The following is a 19,143-nucleotide window of genomic DNA, read 5'->3' on the forward strand; positions in this document are numbered from 1 at the left end:
GCCGGCCGAAGCCGACCCCGCACACCCCGCCGACCCTGCCCCCCTCGCACACCCTGCCCACCCTGATCCCCGGACCCCTCGCGGCCCAGGAAGCGGGCGTCGCGCCCGCCACCATCCGCAAGTGGGTCCAGTTGGGCCACCTCAAGGCCGCCGGAAAGGCGGGCCGGGCCCAGCTCTTCCGCCTGGAGGACGTCTTCGCCGCCGAGCGGGCGGCCTGCGGCACGAAACGCCGGGACCGGCGAGCGGCCGCCGGTTCCGACGCCTCCGAACCCTACGGAATCCCCAACTCGAAGATCACGTAGTGCGCGTACCACCCGGACGCCACCGCCGCCGTCGTGAAGAACACCGTCAGGCTCGGCCACTTCAGCCGGCTCAGGGCGGCGGCCGGGGCGAGGAGCAGGGGGAAGGCGGGCAGCAGATACCGGCCGGTGTTGCCGAACATCTGCTGCGTGCCGAGCACCATGACGATGCCGGCCAGGGTGTAGGCGACCAGCACCAGCGGCGGTTTCCGGCGCAGCATCAGGGCGATCAGGAAGGGCAGCGCGATCACCACCTGGACGCCGAGCAGATCGGGCGTGGAGTAGGCGAAGAGGTAGTCGCTGTGGCCGACCGCGATGTTGCTGAGGACGTCCTTCGTGTAGGCGCCCCAGTCGAAGTAGTGCGCCCACCCCTCGCGCTGGAGCGTGAAGTACGCGGTCAGGTCGCCCATGCTCAGCCCGACCCACGTGATGTACGTGAGCAGCCCGAGCGGTGCCGCGATCATGGCGTAGACCGGCCCGGCGATCCCGTGCTCGCGCCGGCTGTCCCGTCGTAGCAGCGTGACCAGGGCGGCGAGGCCGACCGCGCCGATGAGTGCCGCCGAGGTGGGCCGGTTGAGGCCCGCGAGGAAGGCCAGCAGGCCCGCCGCCACCCAGCGGCCGCGCATCACGCTGTAACAGGCCCAGGCCGCGATGGCGACGAACAGCGACTCCGTGTACACCGCCCACTCGACGCCCGCCCCGGGCACGACGGCCCACAGCCCGGCCGCGATCACGCCCGCCCGCGCCCCGGCCAGCGCGGAGATCACCGCGTAGATGCCGGCCGCCGCCACCAGGGAGGACAGCACCGACACCAGGATCGCGGAGCCGTACAGGCCGATGCCGGTCACCTCCGAGACACCGCGGATCAGCCCGGGGTAGAGGGGGAAGAACGCGACCGAGTTCTGCTCGGCCGTGAACATCCCTCCCGGAGGCAGTGGTTGCAGCGGCTTCGGGTCGTACCCGTGCTGGGCGACCTGGAGGTACCACCAGCCGTCCCACGTCGACAGGACGTCCCACCAGTGGGCGCCGCCGCCGAACCGGGGATCCTTCGTGCGGTAGTCGCCCGCGTGCTCCAGCAGCCAGGCGAATATGGTGAGCCCCACGAGCTTCGTGACGCAGTACAGGACGAGCGGAGGCACATAGGGCCGTGCTCCCGGCGGCAGCGTGAGCCGGCGGCTCGGGTGCGGACCATCGACCTGCTCGCCCGGCAGGCCGGTGTCCGCCTCGGTGTCCCTGGAAGCCGTGCCCATGCCCGCGATCCCCCCTCGGCCGACCGTCGGGGCCGGAGGTCGTCCCGCTGTCCGACGGTCGTGAAGTGTCAGCGTCAAGATCACACAAGAGTCGCATGTGTGCGGCTGAAGCGTCGCACGTGAGCGGCGAAGGGGGGAGCAGCGGGTGTCCGGTGGAGCGGAGCCGACGACCGAACTGTCCGTCGTCATACCCATGTACAACGAGGCGGAGGCCCTGCCCGCGCTCGTCAGCCGGCTGCGCCCGGTCCTGGAGGGTCTTGCCGTGCCGTACGAGCTGGTCGCCGTCGACGACGGCTCCACCGACGGCACCGCCGAACTGCTCGCGGCCTTCCGGCTCGGCTGGCCCGAGCTGCGGGTGATCCGGCTGCGCCGCAACTCGGGACACCAGGCCGCCCTCACCGCGGGCCTCGACCGGGCGGTCGGCGCCTACGTGGTGAGCCTCGACGCCGACCTCCAGGACCCGCCCGAGACGATCCCCGAGATGCTGGCGCTGGCCCGCGCCGAGGAACTCGACATCGTCTACGGCGTCCGCGCCGACCGGGCCAGCGACAGCGGGTTCAAGCGGTGGACGGCCGGGCTGTACTACAAGGTCGTACGCCGCCTCGCGGGACCCTCCGTGCCCGACCAGGCCGGTGACTTCCGGCTGCTCAGCAGGGGCGCCGTCGACGCGCTGAAGGCGCTGCCGGAACAGCAGCGCGTCTACCGGCTGCTGGTGCCCTGGCTCGGCTTCCCCAGCGGAGAGGTCGGCTACGAGCGCGCCCCGCGCACGGCGGGGCGCAGCAAGTACCCGCTGGGCCGGATGATCCGGCTCGCGGTCGACAGCGTCACGGGCTTCTCGGCGGCCCCGCTGCGGCTGGCCACCTGGCTCGGCGGCTTCGCCTTCCTGGTCTGCCTCGGGCTGATGGTGTACACGCTCGCCGCCCATGTGCTCGACCACACGGTGCCGGGCTGGACGTCCCTGTTCACCGGGGTGCTGTTCATCGGCGCGGTGCAGCTGATCTGCGTGGGGCTGCTGGGGGAGTACGTGGCCCGCATCTACACGGCCATACAGAACCGGCCGACCTACTTCGTGGGGCACGACACGGCCGTCGCGGAGCGTGGCGGGGCGCGGCTCGCGGCGGAGGAGCCGTCACCGAGACCGTGAGCCCGACCCGCGTCCCGCGGCCTCTCCCGACTCGCGTCCCGCCGACTCCTGTGATAGAGGAGGGCTCTCCCGGGAAATCCCAGGTCAAACCCGGCCGGGGACCCCCGCCGTCCGGCCGTCCCCCTTTTGTTTTGACCGGAGTCTGTGCGGTAGGTACGCTCAGACCTTGTGCCTGGGGTGTGCCCTGGCTCTCGTGCGTGCCTTCGAACCGCATCGCGAGCCGTCACCGGCCACCGTAATCTGCGCCCTTTTCGCCTTGCGGCGGGAGTCTGCGGGATACGACACACCCGACCGCGTGGGTCGGAGAAGTTCCAGGTTAGCTGTACCCATCGGCACACAGAAACCGGAGAAGTAGTGCCTACGATCCAGCAGCTGGTCCGCAAGGGCCGGCAGGACAAGGTCGAGAAGAACAAGACGCCCGCACTCGAGGGTTCCCCTCAGCGTCGTGGCGTCTGCACGCGTGTGTTCACGACCACCCCGAAGAAGCCGAACTCGGCCCTGCGTAAGGTCGCGCGTGTGCGTCTGACCAGCGGGATCGAGGTCACCGCTTACATTCCGGGTGAGGGACACAACCTGCAGGAGCACTCCATCGTGCTCGTGCGCGGCGGCCGTGTGAAGGACCTGCCGGGTGTTCGCTACAAGATCATCCGCGGCTCGCTCGACACCCAGGGTGTCAAGAACCGCAAGCAGGCTCGCAGCCGTTACGGCGCCAAGAAGGAGAAGTAAGAATGCCTCGTAAGGGCCCCGCCCCGAAGCGCCCGGTCATCATCGACCCGGTCTACGGTTCTCCTCTTGTCACCTCGCTCATCAACAAGGTGCTGCTGAACGGCAAGCGCTCCACCGCCGAGCGCATCGTCTACGGCGCCATGGAGGGCCTGCGCGAGAAGACCGGCAACGACCCGGTCATCACGCTGAAGCGCGCTCTCGAGAACATCAAGCCGACCCTCGAGGTCAAGTCCCGCCGTGTCGGTGGCGCCACCTACCAGGTCCCGGTCGAGGTCAAGCCCGGCCGTGCCAACACCCTGGCGCTGCGCTGGCTCGTGGGCTACTCCCGCGCCCGTCGCGAGAAGACCATGACCGAGCGTCTGCTCAACGAGCTCCTCGACGCCTCCAACGGCCTCGGTGCCGCTGTGAAGAAGCGCGAGGACACGCACAAGATGGCCGAGTCCAACAAGGCCTTCGCGCACTACCGCTGGTAGTCGCAGTCCACATCGAGACCGAGAGAAGACTGAAGCCTTATGGCTACCACTTCGCTTGACCTGGCCAAGGTGCGCAACATCGGCATCATGGCCCACATCGACGCGGGCAAGACGACCACCACCGAGCGGATCCTGTTCTACACCGGCGTTTCGTACAAGATCGGTGAGGTCCACGACGGCGCTGCCACCATGGACTGGATGGAGCAGGAGCAGGAGCGTGGCATCACGATCACCTCTGCTGCCACCACCTGCCACTGGCCGCTGGAAGACGTCGACCACACCATCAACATCATCGACACGCCGGGCCACGTCGACTTCACCGTCGAGGTGGAGCGTTCCCTGCGCGTGCTCGACGGTGCTGTGACGGTGTTCGACGGCGTCGCCGGCGTTGAGCCCCAGTCCGAGACCGTGTGGCGTCAGGCGGACCGCTACGGCGTTCCGCGTATCTGCTTCGTCAACAAGCTCGACCGTACCGGTGCCGAGTTCCACCGCTGCGTCGACATGATCACTGACCGCCTGGGCGCTCAGCCGATCGTCATGCAGCTGCCGATCGGTGCCGAGGCCGACTTCAAGGGCGTCGTGGACCTGGTCCGCATGAAGGCGCTCGTGTGGTCCGCCGAGGCCACCAAGGGCGAGATGTACGACATCGTCGACATCCCGGACACCCACACCGAGGCTGCCGAGGAGTGGCGCGGCAAGCTGCTCGAGGCCGTCGCGGAGAACGACGAAGAGATCATGGAGCTGTACCTGGAGGGCCAGGAGCCCACCGAGGAGCAGCTGTACGCCGCGATCCGTCGTATCACCATCGCGTCCGGCAAGGGCACGGGCACCACGGTCACCCCGGTGTTCTGTGGCACCGCGTTCAAGAACAAGGGCGTCCAGCCCCTGCTCGACGCGGTCGTGCGCTACCTGCCTTCCCCGGTTGACATCGAGGCCATCGAGGGCCACGCGGTCAACAACCCGGAGGAGGTCGTCAAGCGCAAGCCGTCCGACGACGAGCCGCTGTCCGCGCTGGCGTTCAAGATCATGAGCGACCCGCACCTCGGCAAGCTCACCTTCGTCCGGGTCTACTCGGGCCGCCTGGAGTCCGGCTCTTCGGTGCTGAACTCCGTCAAGGGCAAGAAGGAGCGCATCGGCAAGATCTACCGCATGCACGCCAACAAGCGTGAGGAGATCGAGTCGGTGGGCGCCGGTGACATCGTCGCCGTCATGGGCCTGAAGCAGACCACCACCGGTGAGACGCTGGCCGACGACAAGAACCCGGTCATCCTGGAGTCCATGGACTTCCCGGCGCCGGTCATCCAGGTCGCCATCGAGCCCAAGTCGAAGGGCGACCAGGAGAAGCTGGGCGTCGCGATCCAGCGCCTGGCCGAGGAGGACCCGTCCTTCCAGGTCCACTCGGACGAGGAGACCGGCCAGACCATCATCGGTGGTATGGGCGAGCTGCACCTCGAGGTGCTGGTCGACCGTATGCGCCGTGAGTTCAAGGTCGAGGCCAACGTCGGCAAGCCGCAGGTGGCGTACCGCGAGACGATCCGCAAGGCCGTCGAGCGCGTCGACTACACCCACAAGAAGCAGACCGGTGGTACCGGTCAGTTCGCGAAGGTGCAGATCGGCATCGAGCCGCTCGAGGGTGGCGACACCTCGTACGAGTTCGTGAACAAGGTGACCGGTGGTCGTATCCCGAAGGAGTACATCCCTTCGGTCGACGCCGGCGCGCAGGAGGCCATGCAGTTCGGCATCCTCGCCGGTTACGAGATGACCGGTGTCCGCGTGATCCTGCACGACGGTGCCTACCACGAGGTCGACTCCTCCGAGCTCGCCTTCAAGATCGCCGGTTCGCAGGCCTTCAAGGAGGCCGCGCGCAAGGCCAGCCCCGTGCTGCTCGAGCCGATGATGGCCGTCGAGGTCACCACGCCCGAGGACTACATGGGTGAGGTCATCGGCGACATCAACTCCCGCCGTGGCCAGATCCAGGCCATGGAGGAGCGGGCCGGTGCCCGCGTCGTGAAGGGCCTCGTGCCCCTCTCGGAGATGTTCGGTTACGTCGGCGACCTGCGCAGCAAGACGTCCGGCCGTGCGAGCTACTCCATGCAGTTCGACTCCTACGCCGAGGTTCCGCGGAACGTCGCCGAGGAGATCATCGCGAAGGCCAAGGGCGAGTAACGCACCGCGTTCACACGCTTTAGGCTTGACTCCGGAGCCTCAAGGGGCAAACACCCGCAAATCCATCCGGATGTTTGCCCCGGGTTCCGGGCCTTAACAGCAAAGATCACCTGGCGCCGATGAAGTAAGGCGTACAGAACCACTCCACAGGAGGACCCCAGTGGCGAAGGCGAAGTTCGAGCGGACTAAGCCGCACGTCAACATCGGCACCATCGGTCACATCGACCACGGTAAGACGACCCTCACGGCCGCCATTACCAAGGTGCTGCACGACGCGTACCCGGACCTGAACGAGGCCACCCCGTTCGACAACATCGACAAGGCGCCCGAGGAGCGCCAGCGCGGTATCACCATCTCCATCGCGCACGTCGAGTACCAGACCGAGGCGCGTCACTACGCCCACGTCGACTGCCCGGGTCACGCGGACTACATCAAGAACATGATCACCGGTGCCGCGCAGATGGACGGCGCGATCCTGGTGGTCGCCGCCACCGACGGCCCGATGCCGCAGACCAAGGAGCACGTGCTCCTGGCCCGCCAGGTCGGCGTTCCGTACATCGTCGTCGCCCTGAACAAGGCCGACATGGTGGACGACGAGGAGATCCTGGAGCTCGTCGAGCTCGAGGTCCGTGAGCTCCTCTCCGAGTACGAGTTCCCGGGCGACGACGTTCCGGTCGTCAAGGTCTCCGCTCTGAAGGCCCTCGAGGGCGAGAAGGAGTGGGTGGACTCCGTCCTCAACCTGATGAACGCCGTGGACGAGGCCATCCCGCAGCCGGAGCGCGAGATCGACAAGCCGTTCCTGATGCCGATCGAGGACGTCTTCACGATCACTGGTCGTGGCACCGTCGTCACCGGTCGTATCGAGCGCGGTCTGCTCAAGGTCAACGAGACCGTCGACATCATCGGCATCAAGACCGAGAAGACCACCACCACGGTCACCGGCATCGAGATGTTCCGCAAGCTGCTCGACGAGGGTCAGGCCGGTGAGAACGTCGGTCTGCTGCTCCGCGGCATCAAGCGCGAGGACGTCGAGCGCGGCCAGGTCATCATCAAGCCGGGTTCGGTCACCCCGCACACCGACTTCGAGGCCCAGGCCTACATCCTCTCCAAGGACGAGGGTGGCCGCCACACGCCGTTCTTCAACAACTACCGTCCGCAGTTCTACTTCCGTACGACGGACGTGACCGGCGTGGTGACCCTCCCCGAGGGCACCGAGATGGTCATGCCGGGTGACAACACCGAGATGAAGGTGGAGCTCATCCAGCCCGTCGCCATGGAAGAGGGCCTGAAGTTCGCCATCCGTGAGGGTGGCCGCACCGTGGGCGCCGGCCAGGTCACCAAGATCCTGAAGTAAGTTCCGCTTGCTTGAGGGTCGCTTGACCGACCCAGAGAGGCCCGTACGACTCCGGTCGTACGGGCCTCTTTGCCGTACCCGGGCCCCGTCGTGCTACTGCATGTTCTGCACCGGCGGATGCTCGTACGACGCCTCGCACACGTACACCTGGAGGCTGTAGCTGCGGCCGATGGTGATCTGGGTGTCGTGCGCCGGCCCGAGGAAGTGGTAGCCGGTGTACCCGGCGTCCTCCACCGGCCGCCAGCTGCCGCTGCCGCCGTCCCACTCGGCGCTGTCCACGGTGAACAGGGGCCGCACCCCGGAACCGCACTCGGCACAGCTCATGCGATACGGATCGGAAAAGCTCCAGGGCGCGTGCCCACCGAGCTTCCACCCCGGGGCAACGGCCAGGTCGAACTGATAACACACCCCCGACTCCTCCTCTGCCTCCTCCTCCGTCCCCGCCTCCATCCCGTCCTCCCACGCCTCGATCCGGTCCGCCAGCTCCTCGGGGAGTTCGTGCGGCGCCGGGTACTCCAGGACGGTCTCGGGGTGCAGCACGCACGGCTCGGGCAGGTAGTCGTCGTTGCCGATCACCGCGGGCCGCGGGGGAGCGGCGAGCGGGGTGACGACATCGGCGGCCCTGCGCCAGCGCAGCTCGACCCGGGGCACGTAGCCGTCCTCGGGATGGTCGAAGGCGCACCACAGCACCTGCAGCAGATCGATGCCGGCGGGTCGGGGCAGCGTGGGCACGTCGGCGGCCCGTATCTGCGCGACCGGCACCAACGGCACCGGCCCGTCCTGGTCGATCCGGCGCGACTCGCGGCCACGGTCGACCAGCGCACGCTCCTGCGCGGTCAGCAGGTCGGCGCCCTCCGCGCGGGGCCGGGCCCAGGCCTCGCGAAGGACGCGCCGCCCGACGTGGACATCGTCCGGCGCCACCCCCCGGTGCCAGGGGCCCGCGTGCTCCGAGCAGGTCGGCCACGGCTCGTCGGCCGGCCACAGCAGCGGCCCGCCGACGGAACTGTCCGCCGCGGTCGGCGCACCGGCCCGCGGATGCAGCCGTACGGCGGAGCGCGCCAGCGGCGCGAGTTCGGGGAAGTAGCGGGTGATGTCGAGCGGGCGGGGCGGTGTGGTGCGCGTCATGATCGGCAGGCTACTGGCGTCAACGCGACGGCGGGCAAAGCCACCGTGACGAAGATCTGCGTGAGCCGGTTGAGGGTCGTGTACGGCGTTGGGGCGGTTCGGCGGCAGGGCCGTTCGGCGTTGGCGCGTGACGGCGAGGGGTGGGCGTGAGCGGGCTGGTCGGTGGTCACGGGGCGAGGGGACCGAAGGGAGCGACGGGACCGAGGGCGGCTCTCGCGTCGTCGCCGGCGGAGAAGCGGGCGGCGGCGAAGGCCGTCCAGGACCACATCGAGCCGGACACCCGCAAGGCCGGGACCTGGGCGGACGACGAGACCGCCGCCGCGGTGAAGGCCTTCGGCGCGCGGGACGGCGACGGCTGGCAGACCGCGACGGCACTGCGGAAGGCCCATGAGACCTGGGGTGCCCAGGTGCGGAACCTGATGGACCGGCTGGGCGCGGAGAAGGACGCGCTGGGCGGCACCAACGCGGTGCTGACGAGCGCGGATGTGGGCGTCGGATCGGCACTGCGCCACATGTCCGCGCTGGACCGGTACTGACGGGCGGGGGACGGACCGGGCATGCCGACCTACCACGAGATCATGACCACCGACCTCTCGGCGCTCACCACCGCGGCCGACCGGTGGGACGGGATGGCGGAGGAGTTCGAGAAGCAGGAGCAGGCCTACCACCGGCACCTGTACGGCATCACCTTGGGCGCCTCCTGGACGGGCATGAGCGCGGAGGCCGCCCACGGCCGCTTCGGCGTCACGCTCAAGGAGTTCCGGTACGCGCAGACGGAGGCGAAGGCGATCGCCTCGCTGCTGCGGGACGCGCACGCGCAGTTCGTGGAGCTGAAGGGCCGGTTGACGGCGGCGCGGCGGGAGGCGGTCGCGGCCGGCCTGTGGGTGTCGGACCGGGGCCTGGTCAGCGTCGACCCTGAGCATGCGAAGGCCGGGGAGCACGAGCATGGCTCTCAGGCTCGCGCCGAGTCGGCCGTACGGTCCTGGCAGGACAGGATCGACAAGGCCGTACGGGACGTGACGGACGCGGACGCGGGCGTGCGGGTCGCCCTGACGGCAGTGGTCGTCGACTCGGACCCGCTGGTCGGCGGCCGGGGCTTCAACGGCAGGGCGCTGGGGGACGTCGAGAAGTACGAGGCGCTGGCGGCGGAGGGCGCGCTGGAGAAGCTGAGCCGGGGCGGACACCTGTCGCGCCGCGAACTGGCCGAGCTGGAGCGGACGTTCCGCGACAACGCCGACGACCAGGCCTTTTCCCGGACGCTGCTGGACGGCCTGGGTCCGGACGGCACGGTCCGCCTGACGAACGAACTCAACGACCTCATCCACGTGCGGCCCGGGCAGGGTCCGGGGGCGGTGCGGACCTACTCGGCCCTCGAGGCGGGCCTGGCCGACAGCCTGGCCACGGCGACGAGGGACACGCACTCGGCCTGGTACCAGCACTGGCGCACCGGCATGCGCCATGCCGGCATCCAGCACTACACCACTGACGCCCAGGGAGAACGCCTGGACAAGGCGGTCGGCTACCAGTCGTTGGTGACGCTGATGAGCAAGGGGCACGGGTACGCGCCGCGCATGCTGGAGGACCTGACGGACGACCTGATCGCTGCGGAGAAGAAGGATCCGGGTATCTGGCAACTGAAGGAGCGGTACAGCGGCAGCCACGAGGGCTGGTTCGCGAACGACCCGGTGGACGGTGTGCTGGGCATCATGAGCCGGGACCCCGCGACGGCGGCGCACTATCTCTCGAACGACGCGCACATGAAGTATTTGGTGCGGGAACGGGACTGGAACGTCACCCTGCACGGCCACGACGGCCCCAAGGCGGGCACGTACGAGGCGGGACCGGACGCGGACGATCGAGCGGGCTTCGGCGCGGCACTCCAGGCGGCCACGATGGGCATCAATCCCTCGGACCCGGACGCCCGCTACGTCGCCCACACACAGCAGAACGAAGCGGTCCTCCGATCCGCCCTCAGCCACCTGTCGGACCGGGGCGACGACTTCCCTCCCTCCCTGCGCCGCCCCCTCGCCAACATCCTGGTCAACCACGGCAGCACGGTCCACGCCTCCATGAGCGAGATCGACATCTCCCAGTCGCCCCTGAAACAACAGGAACTTTTCGAGGTGGCCAAACAGGTGTCCAAGGACAAGGACGCGTACGGCACGTTGAACGGGGGGCTGAATCAGGCAATGGTGTCCGCCATTCACTCAGACCATTCCAAGTCGACCGAACCCCTGTTCCGCGCCGGCCGCACGGTCGGCTTCCTGGAAGAGGCCCGCATCCAGGCTCAGGGCGACCCCAAAACAGCCACCTTCGAAACGAAACCGCTCTTCGACAAGGCAATCAGTTACATCCCGATCGCGAGTGAGGATGTGCAGCAGGGGTTCGATTACGTCACGGGGAAGTGGTTGGAGGATGAGCAGAAGAGGTTGGATGAGCAGCAGACGGAGAACAACACCAAGGCGTACGAAGCACGGAATGGGCAATTGATGGCTCTTGCGGATGAATGGCACAAGGCCCATGCTTCGGGCGGTCACGCAGGCTTCGGCACGAGGACGATGGTTACCGAGGCATCTGAGAGTGGTGCCGCACACGCCGCCGGCGTTTCAGGGGAGCAGCCCAAATGAACGCGCGTGTACTTGCCGTCTTGCTGAATCTGGCGGCCCTCCCTCTGACGTTCCTCACCGCGTCATGTGCAAGATCGTCCGATCAGGCTCTGCCCAGGATGATCTGTGGGACACAGATCGACCCGGATCTCACGCGCGCGCTGGTCTCCTCAAGACATGACCTCCACGAATTCAGCAGAGTCGATCGCTCCAGTGCCGTCTCGGCCCCGTGCGTCCTGCTGTCCGGAAGGGATCCGGTCATTAATCTCCACTTCTGGTGGGCTGATGGTCCTGCGGACCTCAGAGAAATGGCCGAAGGGGCGGGAACGGTGTCGCGCGTGACGGATGCGCGCAAGATTGCCTTCAGGTACGAGGCGGTGGTCGGAACTGACGGCGCAATTGCAGCGAGTCGGTGCATGAGCAAGACGGGTGACCACTTCGCCCTCACCCTCCAGCTCCCCCAAATCAAGCTCACCGACCAGAGCCACCGCAAGGATATCGAGAAGTTTATGCGGGCTTATTTTCCGGCCACGCTCCGTACGCTTGGTTGTGGGGGAAGCCGGTGAGTTATTGACGCGTACGCTCTGGACCGCGGTGTCGTCGAAGGACAGCACCGTGTTGGAGGAGCCGTCGATGATGACGGGCGCTGTCTCCAGACGTAGGGCGTTCAGGAGCAGGCCCGCCCCAAATCAGGGCTCGGGTGCCGACGGGGAGCGCGGAGAGCGTCGCCGACCAGTCCCCGTGCTCCGCCGTAGGTCGTGTGCAGCCACGCCGAAGCTCGCTGTCCGGGGCGGTTCGGTATCTCAACGGCCTTTCGTGGGGGGCCAGTCCCCGCGGGCGCACAATTCCATGTACTGGGCCACGGGAAGGTGGGTCGGGGGAAGGTGGGCACCCGCACCGGCGTGCGGCACGACGACCACGGAGCTGAACGGGGCCATCGCCCGGTTGCCCGTGTCGAGGTGTTCCCTGAAGCCGAAACGCACCGTCCATCCGTACGGGAACTCGATCGCGGTGTCCGGAAGCACGACCACGGAATCAGCCCGGTCCGGGTAGGCGAGGGTCTTCAGGAACTGGGCGGCCGCCGCCACTGCTTCGTCCTTGGTCAGCATGGTCAAGATCCCCTGTCGATATGAGCGAAGCAGTGGCAGCCGGCGACCGGAGATCATTTGCCAGACAGGCAGTGCGACCCACGCCTCGGGCACCGGCCGATCATTTTCCGGTTCAGCGGGCTGGGGTGGAGAGGCGTTCGGGGACGGTGGGGGAGTAGTAGGTGGCTGGGGAGGCTGGTTGCCACTCGGCTTGGGGCGGTCGGGTGTCACGGTGGCCAGGGGCTGGTTGTACGAGACCGTGTACGTGACGATCCGGCCGCTGGGCAGGCGCTCACGGATGCGGGCCAGGTAGCCGTGAGCTTCCAGCTCGCGCAAGGCGGCGGCGATACGGGTCTCGCCTTCCGGGAAGCGGGCGGCGAGGGTCTTGATGTCGACACGGGAGCCCGAGGGCAGCGACTGGATGTGGCAGGCCAGGCCGATCGCGGTGAGGGACAGCCGGCGGTGCTGGGTGAGGTGGTTGCCGACGACCGTGAAGCGGGTCGTGTGCTTGGTGTTGATGTGGGTGATGCCGCGCGGATTCAGCGGCTGAGCGCACGAGGGCGCGCTAAGGTTCTGGGTATCCATCGGGAAGGTCCTGACTTCCTCGGTGGTCAGGCCCTCGATCGGGATGCCCGTCCCGGCCGGGGGCCGTCGCATGTCTGCGGTTGTGGTCGCGGCGAGCATATGCCAGCGAACGGGGCGCAAATCCAGCTGAGTTGGGCGTTGCCACTCTTCCGGGTGACGCGCGGCCCTGGGGAGGCTGGTTGGGTTGGGTGGGTTGGTTCTCTCCCCACCCCGGTCATGGAAAGTATTGACCTCGCCCATGGCCGGGGCGTCGGTCACCGGAGCGGGACGGATCGTGATGCGGTGGGGCGGGTGTGCACCTCCGCCCACACGGTCTTGCGCGGGGCGGGGCCTTCGGTCACTCCCCAGCGGTCCGTGAGCGCGTCGACGAGGAGCAGACCTCGGCCGGACTCGCCGTCCGGCGCGGCTTGTCGGACGTGCGGGAGCCGGTCACCGCGCGTGTCGGTGACTTCGATGCGGAGGGTGTCGCCGACCACGTACAGCAGCAGCTGGAAGTCCCGCCCGGGGACGCGGCCGAGGGTGACGGCGTTGGCGGCCAGCTCGGCGAAGAACACCGAAGGCCCCCGGCTCACCGTCACGCCCAGCGGCTGGCCTCCTTCCTGCCGTATGCGTCCACAAATTCCGGTCCGCAAGACTGAGTTCCCGTAGCATTCGCCCGCGTGGTGATGTCACCTCGCCGCGGGGATCGGCTGTTTCCTCGCCGGCTTCGTCGCGGCCGTGACCATCGCCGTCGTCACCGCCGTCCGCCGCAGCCGCCACCGCGGACGGCTCACCGCCGCCCAGACCCCGCCACCGCAGCGGGACGGCCACCATCTGGGAGCCCCACGCCGTGGCCTCCGCCCGGCTCGCCGTCGTAGCACGTCGTGCGGCAGGCGTGGAAAGCCCGGCCGGGCAGCTACCCACACGGCGGCCGCGCACCCGGCGGACGGCTCACCGAGGGCAGGAAAGAGCCGCGGGCGAGGTCTGGCTCGCCCGCGGCTCATGAGGGTTCAGCGGTAGCGGATCGCGTGCAGACGGTGGACGCCGGTCGGGTCGAAGGACACCGGCTCGTCCGAGGAACCGTCGATGACCATGACCCCGTCCTCCAGCCTCACGGCGTTGACCAGCCAGCCCACCGCCTCGCGGCCGCGGCCGTCGGTACGGCGGACCCAGACCAGAGCTCGAGCGCCGACCGGCAGCGCAGAGAGCGCGTCCACAGTCGTCCGCCAGTCCTGGTGATCGGACACAGACAGGACCTGGCCGAGCTGGGCGAGTGTCGGTTCGTACCAGGACGCGTGACCGGGAGCCGGCGGTGCGGGGAGGTTCGCCGTGCCGGGATCCTCGCCGGCGTCCCAGCGGGCCAGCCAGGGCCACGGGTCCGAGTTCGGCAGGCCGAAGGGCGCGGTGTCGTCCTTCGGCACGACCACCGTGGCGTCCAGCATGGCGTGCTGCCATTGCCCGCCGCCGAGGAACGCCCTGCTGTTGCAGGAGAACACCCAGCCGCGCTGCGTCTCGTCCTGGGCGGTCGGTCGGTCCAGGTCCACCTGCCCGCGGTAGGCGTGGTGGAGCCAGAGGCGGGCCTTGGCGACCGCCGAGGCGAAGTCGGGTGCCGCTTGCTGCCAGGGTGCGTGCGGGGAGGCGGAAGCCCCGGGCAGCGCCCGCAGCAGAACCAGCTCGCGCAGCAGGGGTGGTCTGTCCAGGCGCGCGAGTGAGGACGTCAGGCCGTCCAGGAGGACGACCTGGCCCTTGTTGTTGTGCGCGTACAGCAGGTTGCCCGTGGCCTCGTGGCCGCCGATCTCCCGCCGTACCCAGATCAGCCCTCGGGTGTCGGGCCCTGGCTCGCCGACCGCCTTGATCACATCGTCCCAGTCCCCGACGGCGACGCGCTCGAACTCCGGGAAGTAGCGGCGGCCGAGCCGGGCCCACCAGCCGGGGGCTTCGTCGGACGGGCGCCACGGCAGGGGCACGGACGGGGTGCCGTTGATCGCGCAGTGCATGGCGACCGCACACCCCCGGGCGTTGATCCGGCGGCCCAGGCCTTCGGCGCGCGCGGCGGTTTCCTGGGGCGCGGCCGATTCCATGTCAGCGAGGGGAACACTTGGCGCCGGGTGGAACGGGGAGCCGCCGTCCTTGGGTACGACGAGGGACGACGCGAGCATCGGCGTGTGCGGATAGCCCGGCTGGGCCAATGTCCGGCAGGCCATGAGCCAGGACGTCGCGGTCTCGTGCACCGGCTGTGCCGTGGCCAGTTCGGCGAGACCGCCGTAGGTGACGTTCAGCCACGCGGTCGCTCGCTGGGTCGCGTTCATCGTGGGAACTCCTTCGGGGGCCAGTCACCAGAAGCTCGCCGGTGCATGTAGTCGTCCACAGGAAGGATGCTTGGCGGAAAATGGGCCTTTGTCCCGTCGTGTGGAACGACAACGACGCTTGTGATGGGGGACTTCAGCCAGTCCCCGGTCTCGATGTGCTGCTTGAAGTCGAAGGAAACCAACCACCCATACGGATATTCGACACATTTTTCTGGAAATAGAATGATGTCGTCCGCCTTTTCGGGGTACACCTTCTTGAGGAGTGCGGCGGCGGATTCCACCGCGTCCTGCTTGCTGATCATTTACGGCGCCCCCTTCCCGTATGGCACATGCATGATTTCCTTCACGTTCTCCTCCAGGCGGCCGAGCGTCCCGCTCTGGCCGTCGAGGAAAACAACTCCGTGCTCGGTGTTCACTGCGTTGAAGAAGTGACCCGAATTCCCTCGCCCGATGAAGACCGCGCTCCTCGCGCCCTCGCCTCGAGCCCTGAGATCGCGAGGCTGGCGCGGGGGGCGTTGATGCGCGGCGCCGAGGCGGAGGCAGCAGTGTTGCGCTGCCTGCGGGCCTCGCCGAGCTTCTCCCGCGCCGCCTGGATGTCGGCCTTGCCGGGGTCCTGGAAGGGCTCCAGCTCGGGACCCGGGTCCTCGTTCGCCTCGATCTTGGCCTTGTAGGCGTCGAGGCGCTTGGCGTACGCCTGCCTGGCCGCCTGGGATGCATGCGTGCCCCGCTTGTACAGCCTCGATGGCATCCTTGGCCTGGTCCTGCGCCCACTGCACGGTCTCCGCGAAGGACTCCAGGGCGCCCGCCGCGGAGTCGCAGGCGTCCGCCGCGTGCAGCCACTTCGCCGGGTGCGCGTCCATCACGGTGCGGAAGGCGTCACCGCCCTCGCCCTTCCAGCCCGAGGAGTCGACCTTCTTCATGCCCGTGCCGACCTTCTCGAAGGCGGTGAAGAAGTCCTTCAGGTGCTTGGCGGTCTCCCGGATCCTGCCGGGGTTGCCGTGGACGAGGTCCTTCGGGTCGTCGCTGTCGCCGAGCTGCTGCTCGCTGGGGGTGGCGCCGAGGTCGGAGGCGATCTCGTCGCCCCAGTCCTCCACCTTGTCGGCCGCGCCGTGCAGGCCGACGTCGTCCAGCTTGTCCCCGAGCTCGTGGGCGCCCCAGTCGATGCCCTCGCCGACCACCTTCTTGCCGTCGTCGACGAGCTTCTCGCACTTGTCGAGGGCCCAGTTGGCGCCGCCCTCGAGGCCGTGGCCGATGTCTCCGAGGATGCCCATCAGCCCTCACCCCCGCCCTGTGGGCCCTGCTGCATCCGGGCCCGCTCCTCGGGGGAGGGGCCGAAGGTGTCGTCGAGGAACGTGTCGTACTCGCTGTCCGACACGCCGAGGGCGCCGTGCAGGTTCTCCGGGTTCAGCCCCATGGGGCCGAGCGTGCGGGAGGTCATCACGTCCCGGCCGGCGTCCTTCCAGCCCTGGACGCTGTTGTCGTAGGCCTGCTCGAAGGACTCCTTGCTGTAGTCCACGTGGCCGGCCTGGCCGGCGATGTCCGACCAGCCCATCCCCGTGACCTCCTCCTCGGAGGCGTGCGGGTTGCCGATGAGGGAGTTCAGCCCGATCTTCATCGAATCGCCGATGTACTGGTCGGTCTCGTAGTACGTACCTGCGGACATGCCCGTCTTCACGGCCAGCGCGTTGCCCTCGTTGATCAGCGCGCGCACGCCCCACTCCCAGCGGGAGCAGAACGACTGGAAGGTGCCGGTGAGGGCCTCGTCCCCGAGGTCGAGGCCCGACAACTCCAGATCGTTGAAACCGCGGCCCGCGCCGGCCATGCCGACCATGCCGAGTTCCTTCAGCTCGCCGAGCGCCAGGGTCAGCCCCTGGGCGATGTCGCCGAGCCCCTCGGTCGCGAGGTCCTTGCCGCTCGCGTGCGCGCCCGCGCCCCCGTTCACCATCGCTCCTCCGTCCGGCCGCGCCCGGCCGTCTCACCCCGGAAACCCCTGTTCACCGCGTACGCGTCGGGCACGATCCCGGCGACCGGCGGGAAGAGCACCGCGTCCTCGGTGCCGTCGGCCGCGTCCAGGGCCACGCCGCAGGGCACCCCGGCCTCCGGGACCGCCACGTCCAGCAGTCGCGCGCCGAGCACGGTCTCGTACTCCCACTCCCTGCCGCCCTCTCCGCGGGCCAGCGCGTACCGGGCGAGGGCCGACTCGTCGGAGAACGCCAGGATCCAGCGGACTCCGCCGAAGTCGGCGGTCAGCCAGCCCCGGTCCTCGACCGGGACGAGGACGGCCGTGTCCCGGAAGATCTCCAGCACGGCGGTGAACTGGCGGCGCAGCGCGTCGGCCTCGGCCCGGATGCCCTCCTCGGCCCGGATGCCGTCCTCCGCCCGGGTGTCGCCGGACGGTGCCGCGGGGTCCGGTGCCGCGGGGTCCGCCGTGGGTGCGGCGTCGGCCATGTCTGCGTAGTCGGCGAGTCGTGATCGGCGTCTCGGCGCCCCCGCGCCGCCCCCTGGATCTGCCATGGCACATACGGTGGCACAAGCGCGACGAGGGCCGGCGCGGAACCTCCTGGCGCACATGCCAGGCGCCTGAAGCGTGCACAAGAAGTACACGAGGCCCGCTCCGGCCGCTCCGTGTTTGACCTCCGTCACCCTCGGGGTATTCTCTCCGGCCCGATTGGCCAGGCCCCCGCCCCTTATGGCAGACTGTCGGAGTTGCTCGGTCGAGTGTTGATGCTGCGCGCCTCCCGCCGGGAGGACCGGAAGCGAGTCCCACAGTACTCGTCGCCCTAACTGCCACCACGGCAGCACTGGGGCGGACGTACGGGAATCTTCCGGGAAGCGTGGGCGCGGCACCGACCAGGCGCCCGGTGGGCCCGCGTCAGCTGATTGATGCAGTCGCCCTCGGCTTGCGGTTCCGGAAGGGCCGTGTGCATTCCCGCAGGGATGTTCGAACAAGGGACATCTGTGTCAGCGGGGGCGCGACACGCCCGACCGCGTGGGTCGGAGAGCAAGAGGCAGGAACACCGGGTTCCAGAGCGTGAAGAGACAAAGGACTACTGAGTAGCCATGGCGGGACAGAAGATCCGCATCCGGCTCAAGGCCTACGACCACGAGGTCATCGACTCCTCGGCGAAGAAGATCGTCGAGACGGTGACCCGCACTGGTGCGTCGGTCGCGGGCCCGGTGCCGCTGCCCACTGAGAAGAACGTGTACTGCGTCATCAAGTCGCCGCACAAGTACAAGGACTCGCGCGAGCACTTCGAGATGCGCACGCACAAGCGCCTGATCGACATTCTCGACCCCACCCCCAAGACCGTTGACTCTCTGATGCGACTCGACCTCCCGGCCGGTGTCGACATCGAGATCAAGCTCTGAGGGTCGGTGAGCTGAGAATGGCTAAGCAGATCAAGGGCATCCTGGGCGAGAAGCTCGGCATGACGCAGGTGTGGGACGAGAACAACCGTGTTGTTCCGGTCACCGTCGTCAAGGCCGGCCCCAACGTCGTCACCCAGGTCCGTACGAACGACGTCGACGGCTACGAGTCGGTCCAGATCGCCTTCGGCGAGATCGACCCGCGCAAGGTGAACAAGCCCCTCAAGGGCCACTTCGCCAAGGCCGACGTCACCCCGCGCCGCCACCTCGTCGAGATCCGCACGTCGGACGCCTCCGAGTACACGCTGGGCCAGGAGATCACCGCTGAGGTGTTCGAGGCCGGCGTGAAGGTCGACGTGACCGGCAAGAGCAAGGGCAAGGGCTTCGCCGGTGTCATGAAGCGCCACAACTTCCGTGGCCTCGGCGCCGGACACGGCACCCAGCGCAAGCACCGCTCCCCCGGTTCCATCGGTGGCTGCGCCACCCCGGGCCGTGTGTTCAAGGGCCTCCGCATGGCGGGTCGCATGGGCAACGAGCGGGTCACCACCCAGAACCTGACCGTCCACGCCGTTGACGCGGAGAAGGGTCTGCTGCTCATCAAGGGCGCGGTTCCCGGTCCGAACGGCGGCCTCGTCCTGGTCCGCACCGCGGCCAAGGGGGCCTGAGGTAACCG

At 68.6% G+C, this 19,143-nt stretch carries 19 protein-coding genes and 3 pseudogenes; 11 read left to right on the forward strand and 11 right to left on the reverse strand.

Going from position 1 to position 19,143, the window contains the following annotated elements; genetic code table 11:
* Nucleotides 1-35: 35 nt before the first annotated feature.
* Entirely contained in the window at nucleotides 36-302 is a 267-nt protein-coding gene (locus tag ABZ865_RS11355) for a hypothetical protein (RefSeq protein WP_361229613.1), read from the forward strand.
* Here ABZ865_RS11355 and ABZ865_RS11360 read toward each other — a convergent pair.
* The gene (locus tag ABZ865_RS11360; protein ID WP_361227512.1) at nucleotides 272-1,549 is read right to left on the reverse strand and encodes a glycosyltransferase family 39 protein; all 1,278 of its coding nucleotides are present in this window, start codon (nucleotides 1,547-1,549) and stop codon (nucleotides 272-274) included. The genes ABZ865_RS11355 and ABZ865_RS11360 overlap by 31 nt on opposite strands.
* A 145-nt stretch (nucleotides 1,550-1,694) precedes the next feature.
* Here ABZ865_RS11360 and ABZ865_RS11365 point away from each other — a divergent pair, with 145 nt between their 5' ends.
* The 5 genes from ABZ865_RS11365 (at nucleotide 1,695) to tuf (ending at nucleotide 7,412) form a co-directional block, all read left to right on the forward strand.
* Nucleotides 1,695-2,693, forward strand: a complete 999-nt coding sequence (locus ABZ865_RS11365) for a glycosyltransferase family 2 protein (protein ID WP_361227515.1) — start codon at nucleotides 1,695-1,697, stop codon at nucleotides 2,691-2,693.
* 354 nt (nucleotides 2,694-3,047) lie between these two features.
* Nucleotides 3,048-3,419 carry a 30S ribosomal protein S12 gene (rpsL, locus tag ABZ865_RS11370; protein ID WP_003948652.1) on the forward strand — a complete coding sequence of 124 codons (372 nt, stop codon included), beginning with the start codon at nucleotides 3,048-3,050 and terminating at the stop codon, nucleotides 3,417-3,419.
* Nucleotides 3,420-3,421: 2 nt separating this feature from the next.
* The gene (gene rpsG / locus ABZ865_RS11375; RefSeq protein WP_003998848.1) at nucleotides 3,422-3,892 is read left to right on the forward strand and encodes a 30S ribosomal protein S7; all 471 of its coding nucleotides are present in this window, start codon (nucleotides 3,422-3,424) and stop codon (nucleotides 3,890-3,892) included.
* A 39-nt stretch (nucleotides 3,893-3,931) separates the two neighbouring features.
* Nucleotides 3,932-6,058, forward strand: a complete 2,127-nt coding sequence (gene fusA / locus ABZ865_RS11380) for an elongation factor G (protein ID WP_361227519.1) — start codon at nucleotides 3,932-3,934, stop codon at nucleotides 6,056-6,058.
* A gap of 160 nt (nucleotides 6,059-6,218) precedes the next feature.
* Entirely contained in the window at nucleotides 6,219-7,412 is a 1,194-nt protein-coding gene (gene tuf / locus ABZ865_RS11385) for an elongation factor Tu (RefSeq protein ID WP_361227523.1), read from the forward strand.
* A 93-nt stretch (nucleotides 7,413-7,505) separates the two neighbouring features.
* Here the strand turns inward: tuf and ABZ865_RS11390 are convergent, their stop codons facing one another.
* Nucleotides 7,506-8,537: a hypothetical protein gene (locus tag ABZ865_RS11390; RefSeq protein WP_361227526.1), complete on the reverse strand. Its 1,032-nt coding sequence runs from the start codon at nucleotides 8,535-8,537 to the stop codon at nucleotides 7,506-7,508.
* A 146-nt stretch (nucleotides 8,538-8,683) separates the two neighbouring features.
* Between ABZ865_RS11390 and ABZ865_RS11395 the strand changes: the two genes are divergently transcribed.
* Genes ABZ865_RS11395 through ABZ865_RS11405 form a run of 3 tightly spaced genes read left to right on the forward strand, consistent with a single transcriptional unit; the run spans nucleotide 8,684 to nucleotide 11,709 of the window.
* Nucleotides 8,684-9,073: a hypothetical protein gene (locus tag ABZ865_RS11395; protein WP_361227529.1), complete on the forward strand. Its 390-nt coding sequence runs from the start codon at nucleotides 8,684-8,686 to the stop codon at nucleotides 9,071-9,073.
* A 21-nt stretch (nucleotides 9,074-9,094) separates the two neighbouring features.
* A complete protein-coding gene (locus ABZ865_RS11400) occupies nucleotides 9,095-11,164 on the forward strand; it encodes a hypothetical protein (protein WP_361227532.1) in 2,070 nt (689 codons plus the stop codon).
* The gene (locus ABZ865_RS11405; protein ID WP_361227535.1) at nucleotides 11,161-11,709 is read left to right on the forward strand and encodes a hypothetical protein; all 549 of its coding nucleotides are present in this window, start codon (nucleotides 11,161-11,163) and stop codon (nucleotides 11,707-11,709) included. The genes ABZ865_RS11400 and ABZ865_RS11405 overlap by 4 nt, the downstream gene beginning before the upstream one ends.
* Nucleotides 11,710-11,946: 237 nt before the next feature.
* On the opposite strand, the gene ABZ865_RS11410 is transcribed toward ABZ865_RS11405, so the two are convergent.
* From ABZ865_RS11410 to ABZ865_RS11450, 9 genes and pseudogenes are all read right to left on the reverse strand, one after another.
* Entirely contained in the window at nucleotides 11,947-12,816 is an 870-nt protein-coding gene (locus ABZ865_RS11410; RefSeq protein WP_361229616.1) for a YrhB domain-containing protein, read from the reverse strand.
* A gap of 254 nt (nucleotides 12,817-13,070) precedes the next feature.
* Nucleotides 13,071-13,361, reverse strand: a pseudogene (locus tag ABZ865_RS11415) (ATP-binding protein); the annotation flags it as partial.
* Nucleotides 13,362-13,805: 444 nt separating this feature from the next.
* The gene (locus tag ABZ865_RS11420; RefSeq protein WP_361227538.1) at nucleotides 13,806-15,104 is read right to left on the reverse strand and encodes a YrhB domain-containing protein; all 1,299 of its coding nucleotides are present in this window, start codon (nucleotides 15,102-15,104) and stop codon (nucleotides 13,806-13,808) included.
* Nucleotides 15,101-15,406 (reverse strand): YrhB domain-containing protein, encoded by a 306-nt coding sequence (locus tag ABZ865_RS11425; RefSeq protein ID WP_361227541.1) that lies wholly within the window; start codon nucleotides 15,404-15,406, stop codon nucleotides 15,101-15,103. The genes ABZ865_RS11420 and ABZ865_RS11425 overlap by 4 nt, the downstream gene beginning before the upstream one ends.
* A pseudogene (locus ABZ865_RS11430) lies at nucleotides 15,407-15,604 on the reverse strand (toxin glutamine deamidase domain-containing protein); the annotation flags it as partial.
* The gene (locus ABZ865_RS11435; protein WP_361229619.1) at nucleotides 15,517-15,852 is read right to left on the reverse strand and encodes a putative T7SS-secreted protein; all 336 of its coding nucleotides are present in this window, start codon (nucleotides 15,850-15,852) and stop codon (nucleotides 15,517-15,519) included. The gene ABZ865_RS11435 and the pseudogene ABZ865_RS11430, both read right to left, overlap by 88 nt.
* A gap of 25 nt (nucleotides 15,853-15,877) precedes the next feature.
* Nucleotides 15,878-16,375: pseudogene (locus tag ABZ865_RS11440) on the reverse strand (putative T7SS-secreted protein); the annotation flags it as partial.
* A complete protein-coding gene (locus ABZ865_RS11445) occupies nucleotides 16,375-17,049 on the reverse strand; it encodes a hypothetical protein (RefSeq protein ID WP_361227544.1) in 675 nt (224 codons plus the stop codon). The gene ABZ865_RS11445 and the pseudogene ABZ865_RS11440, both read right to left, overlap by 1 nt.
* Complete coding sequence (locus ABZ865_RS11450) at nucleotides 17,043-17,618, reverse strand: hypothetical protein (RefSeq protein ID WP_361227547.1); 576 nt, start codon at nucleotides 17,616-17,618, stop codon at nucleotides 17,043-17,045. Before ABZ865_RS11450 ends, ABZ865_RS11445 begins: the two co-directional genes overlap by 7 nt.
* Before the next feature lie 546 nt (nucleotides 17,619-18,164).
* Between ABZ865_RS11450 and rpsJ the strand changes: the two genes are divergently transcribed.
* Nucleotides 18,165-18,473 carry a 30S ribosomal protein S10 gene (gene rpsJ / locus ABZ865_RS11455; RefSeq protein WP_003948644.1) on the forward strand — a complete coding sequence of 103 codons (309 nt, stop codon included), beginning with the start codon at nucleotides 18,165-18,167 and terminating at the stop codon, nucleotides 18,471-18,473.
* Between the two features lie 17 nt (nucleotides 18,474-18,490).
* Entirely contained in the window at nucleotides 18,491-19,135 is a 645-nt protein-coding gene (gene rplC / locus ABZ865_RS11460) for a 50S ribosomal protein L3 (protein WP_029380970.1), read from the forward strand.
* Nucleotides 19,136-19,143 lie beyond the last annotated feature (8 nt).

It is taken from the genome of Streptomyces sp. NPDC047085, assembly GCF_040643735.1.
In the GTDB taxonomy this organism is placed as follows: Bacteria; Actinomycetota; Actinomycetes; order Streptomycetales; family Streptomycetaceae; genus Streptomyces.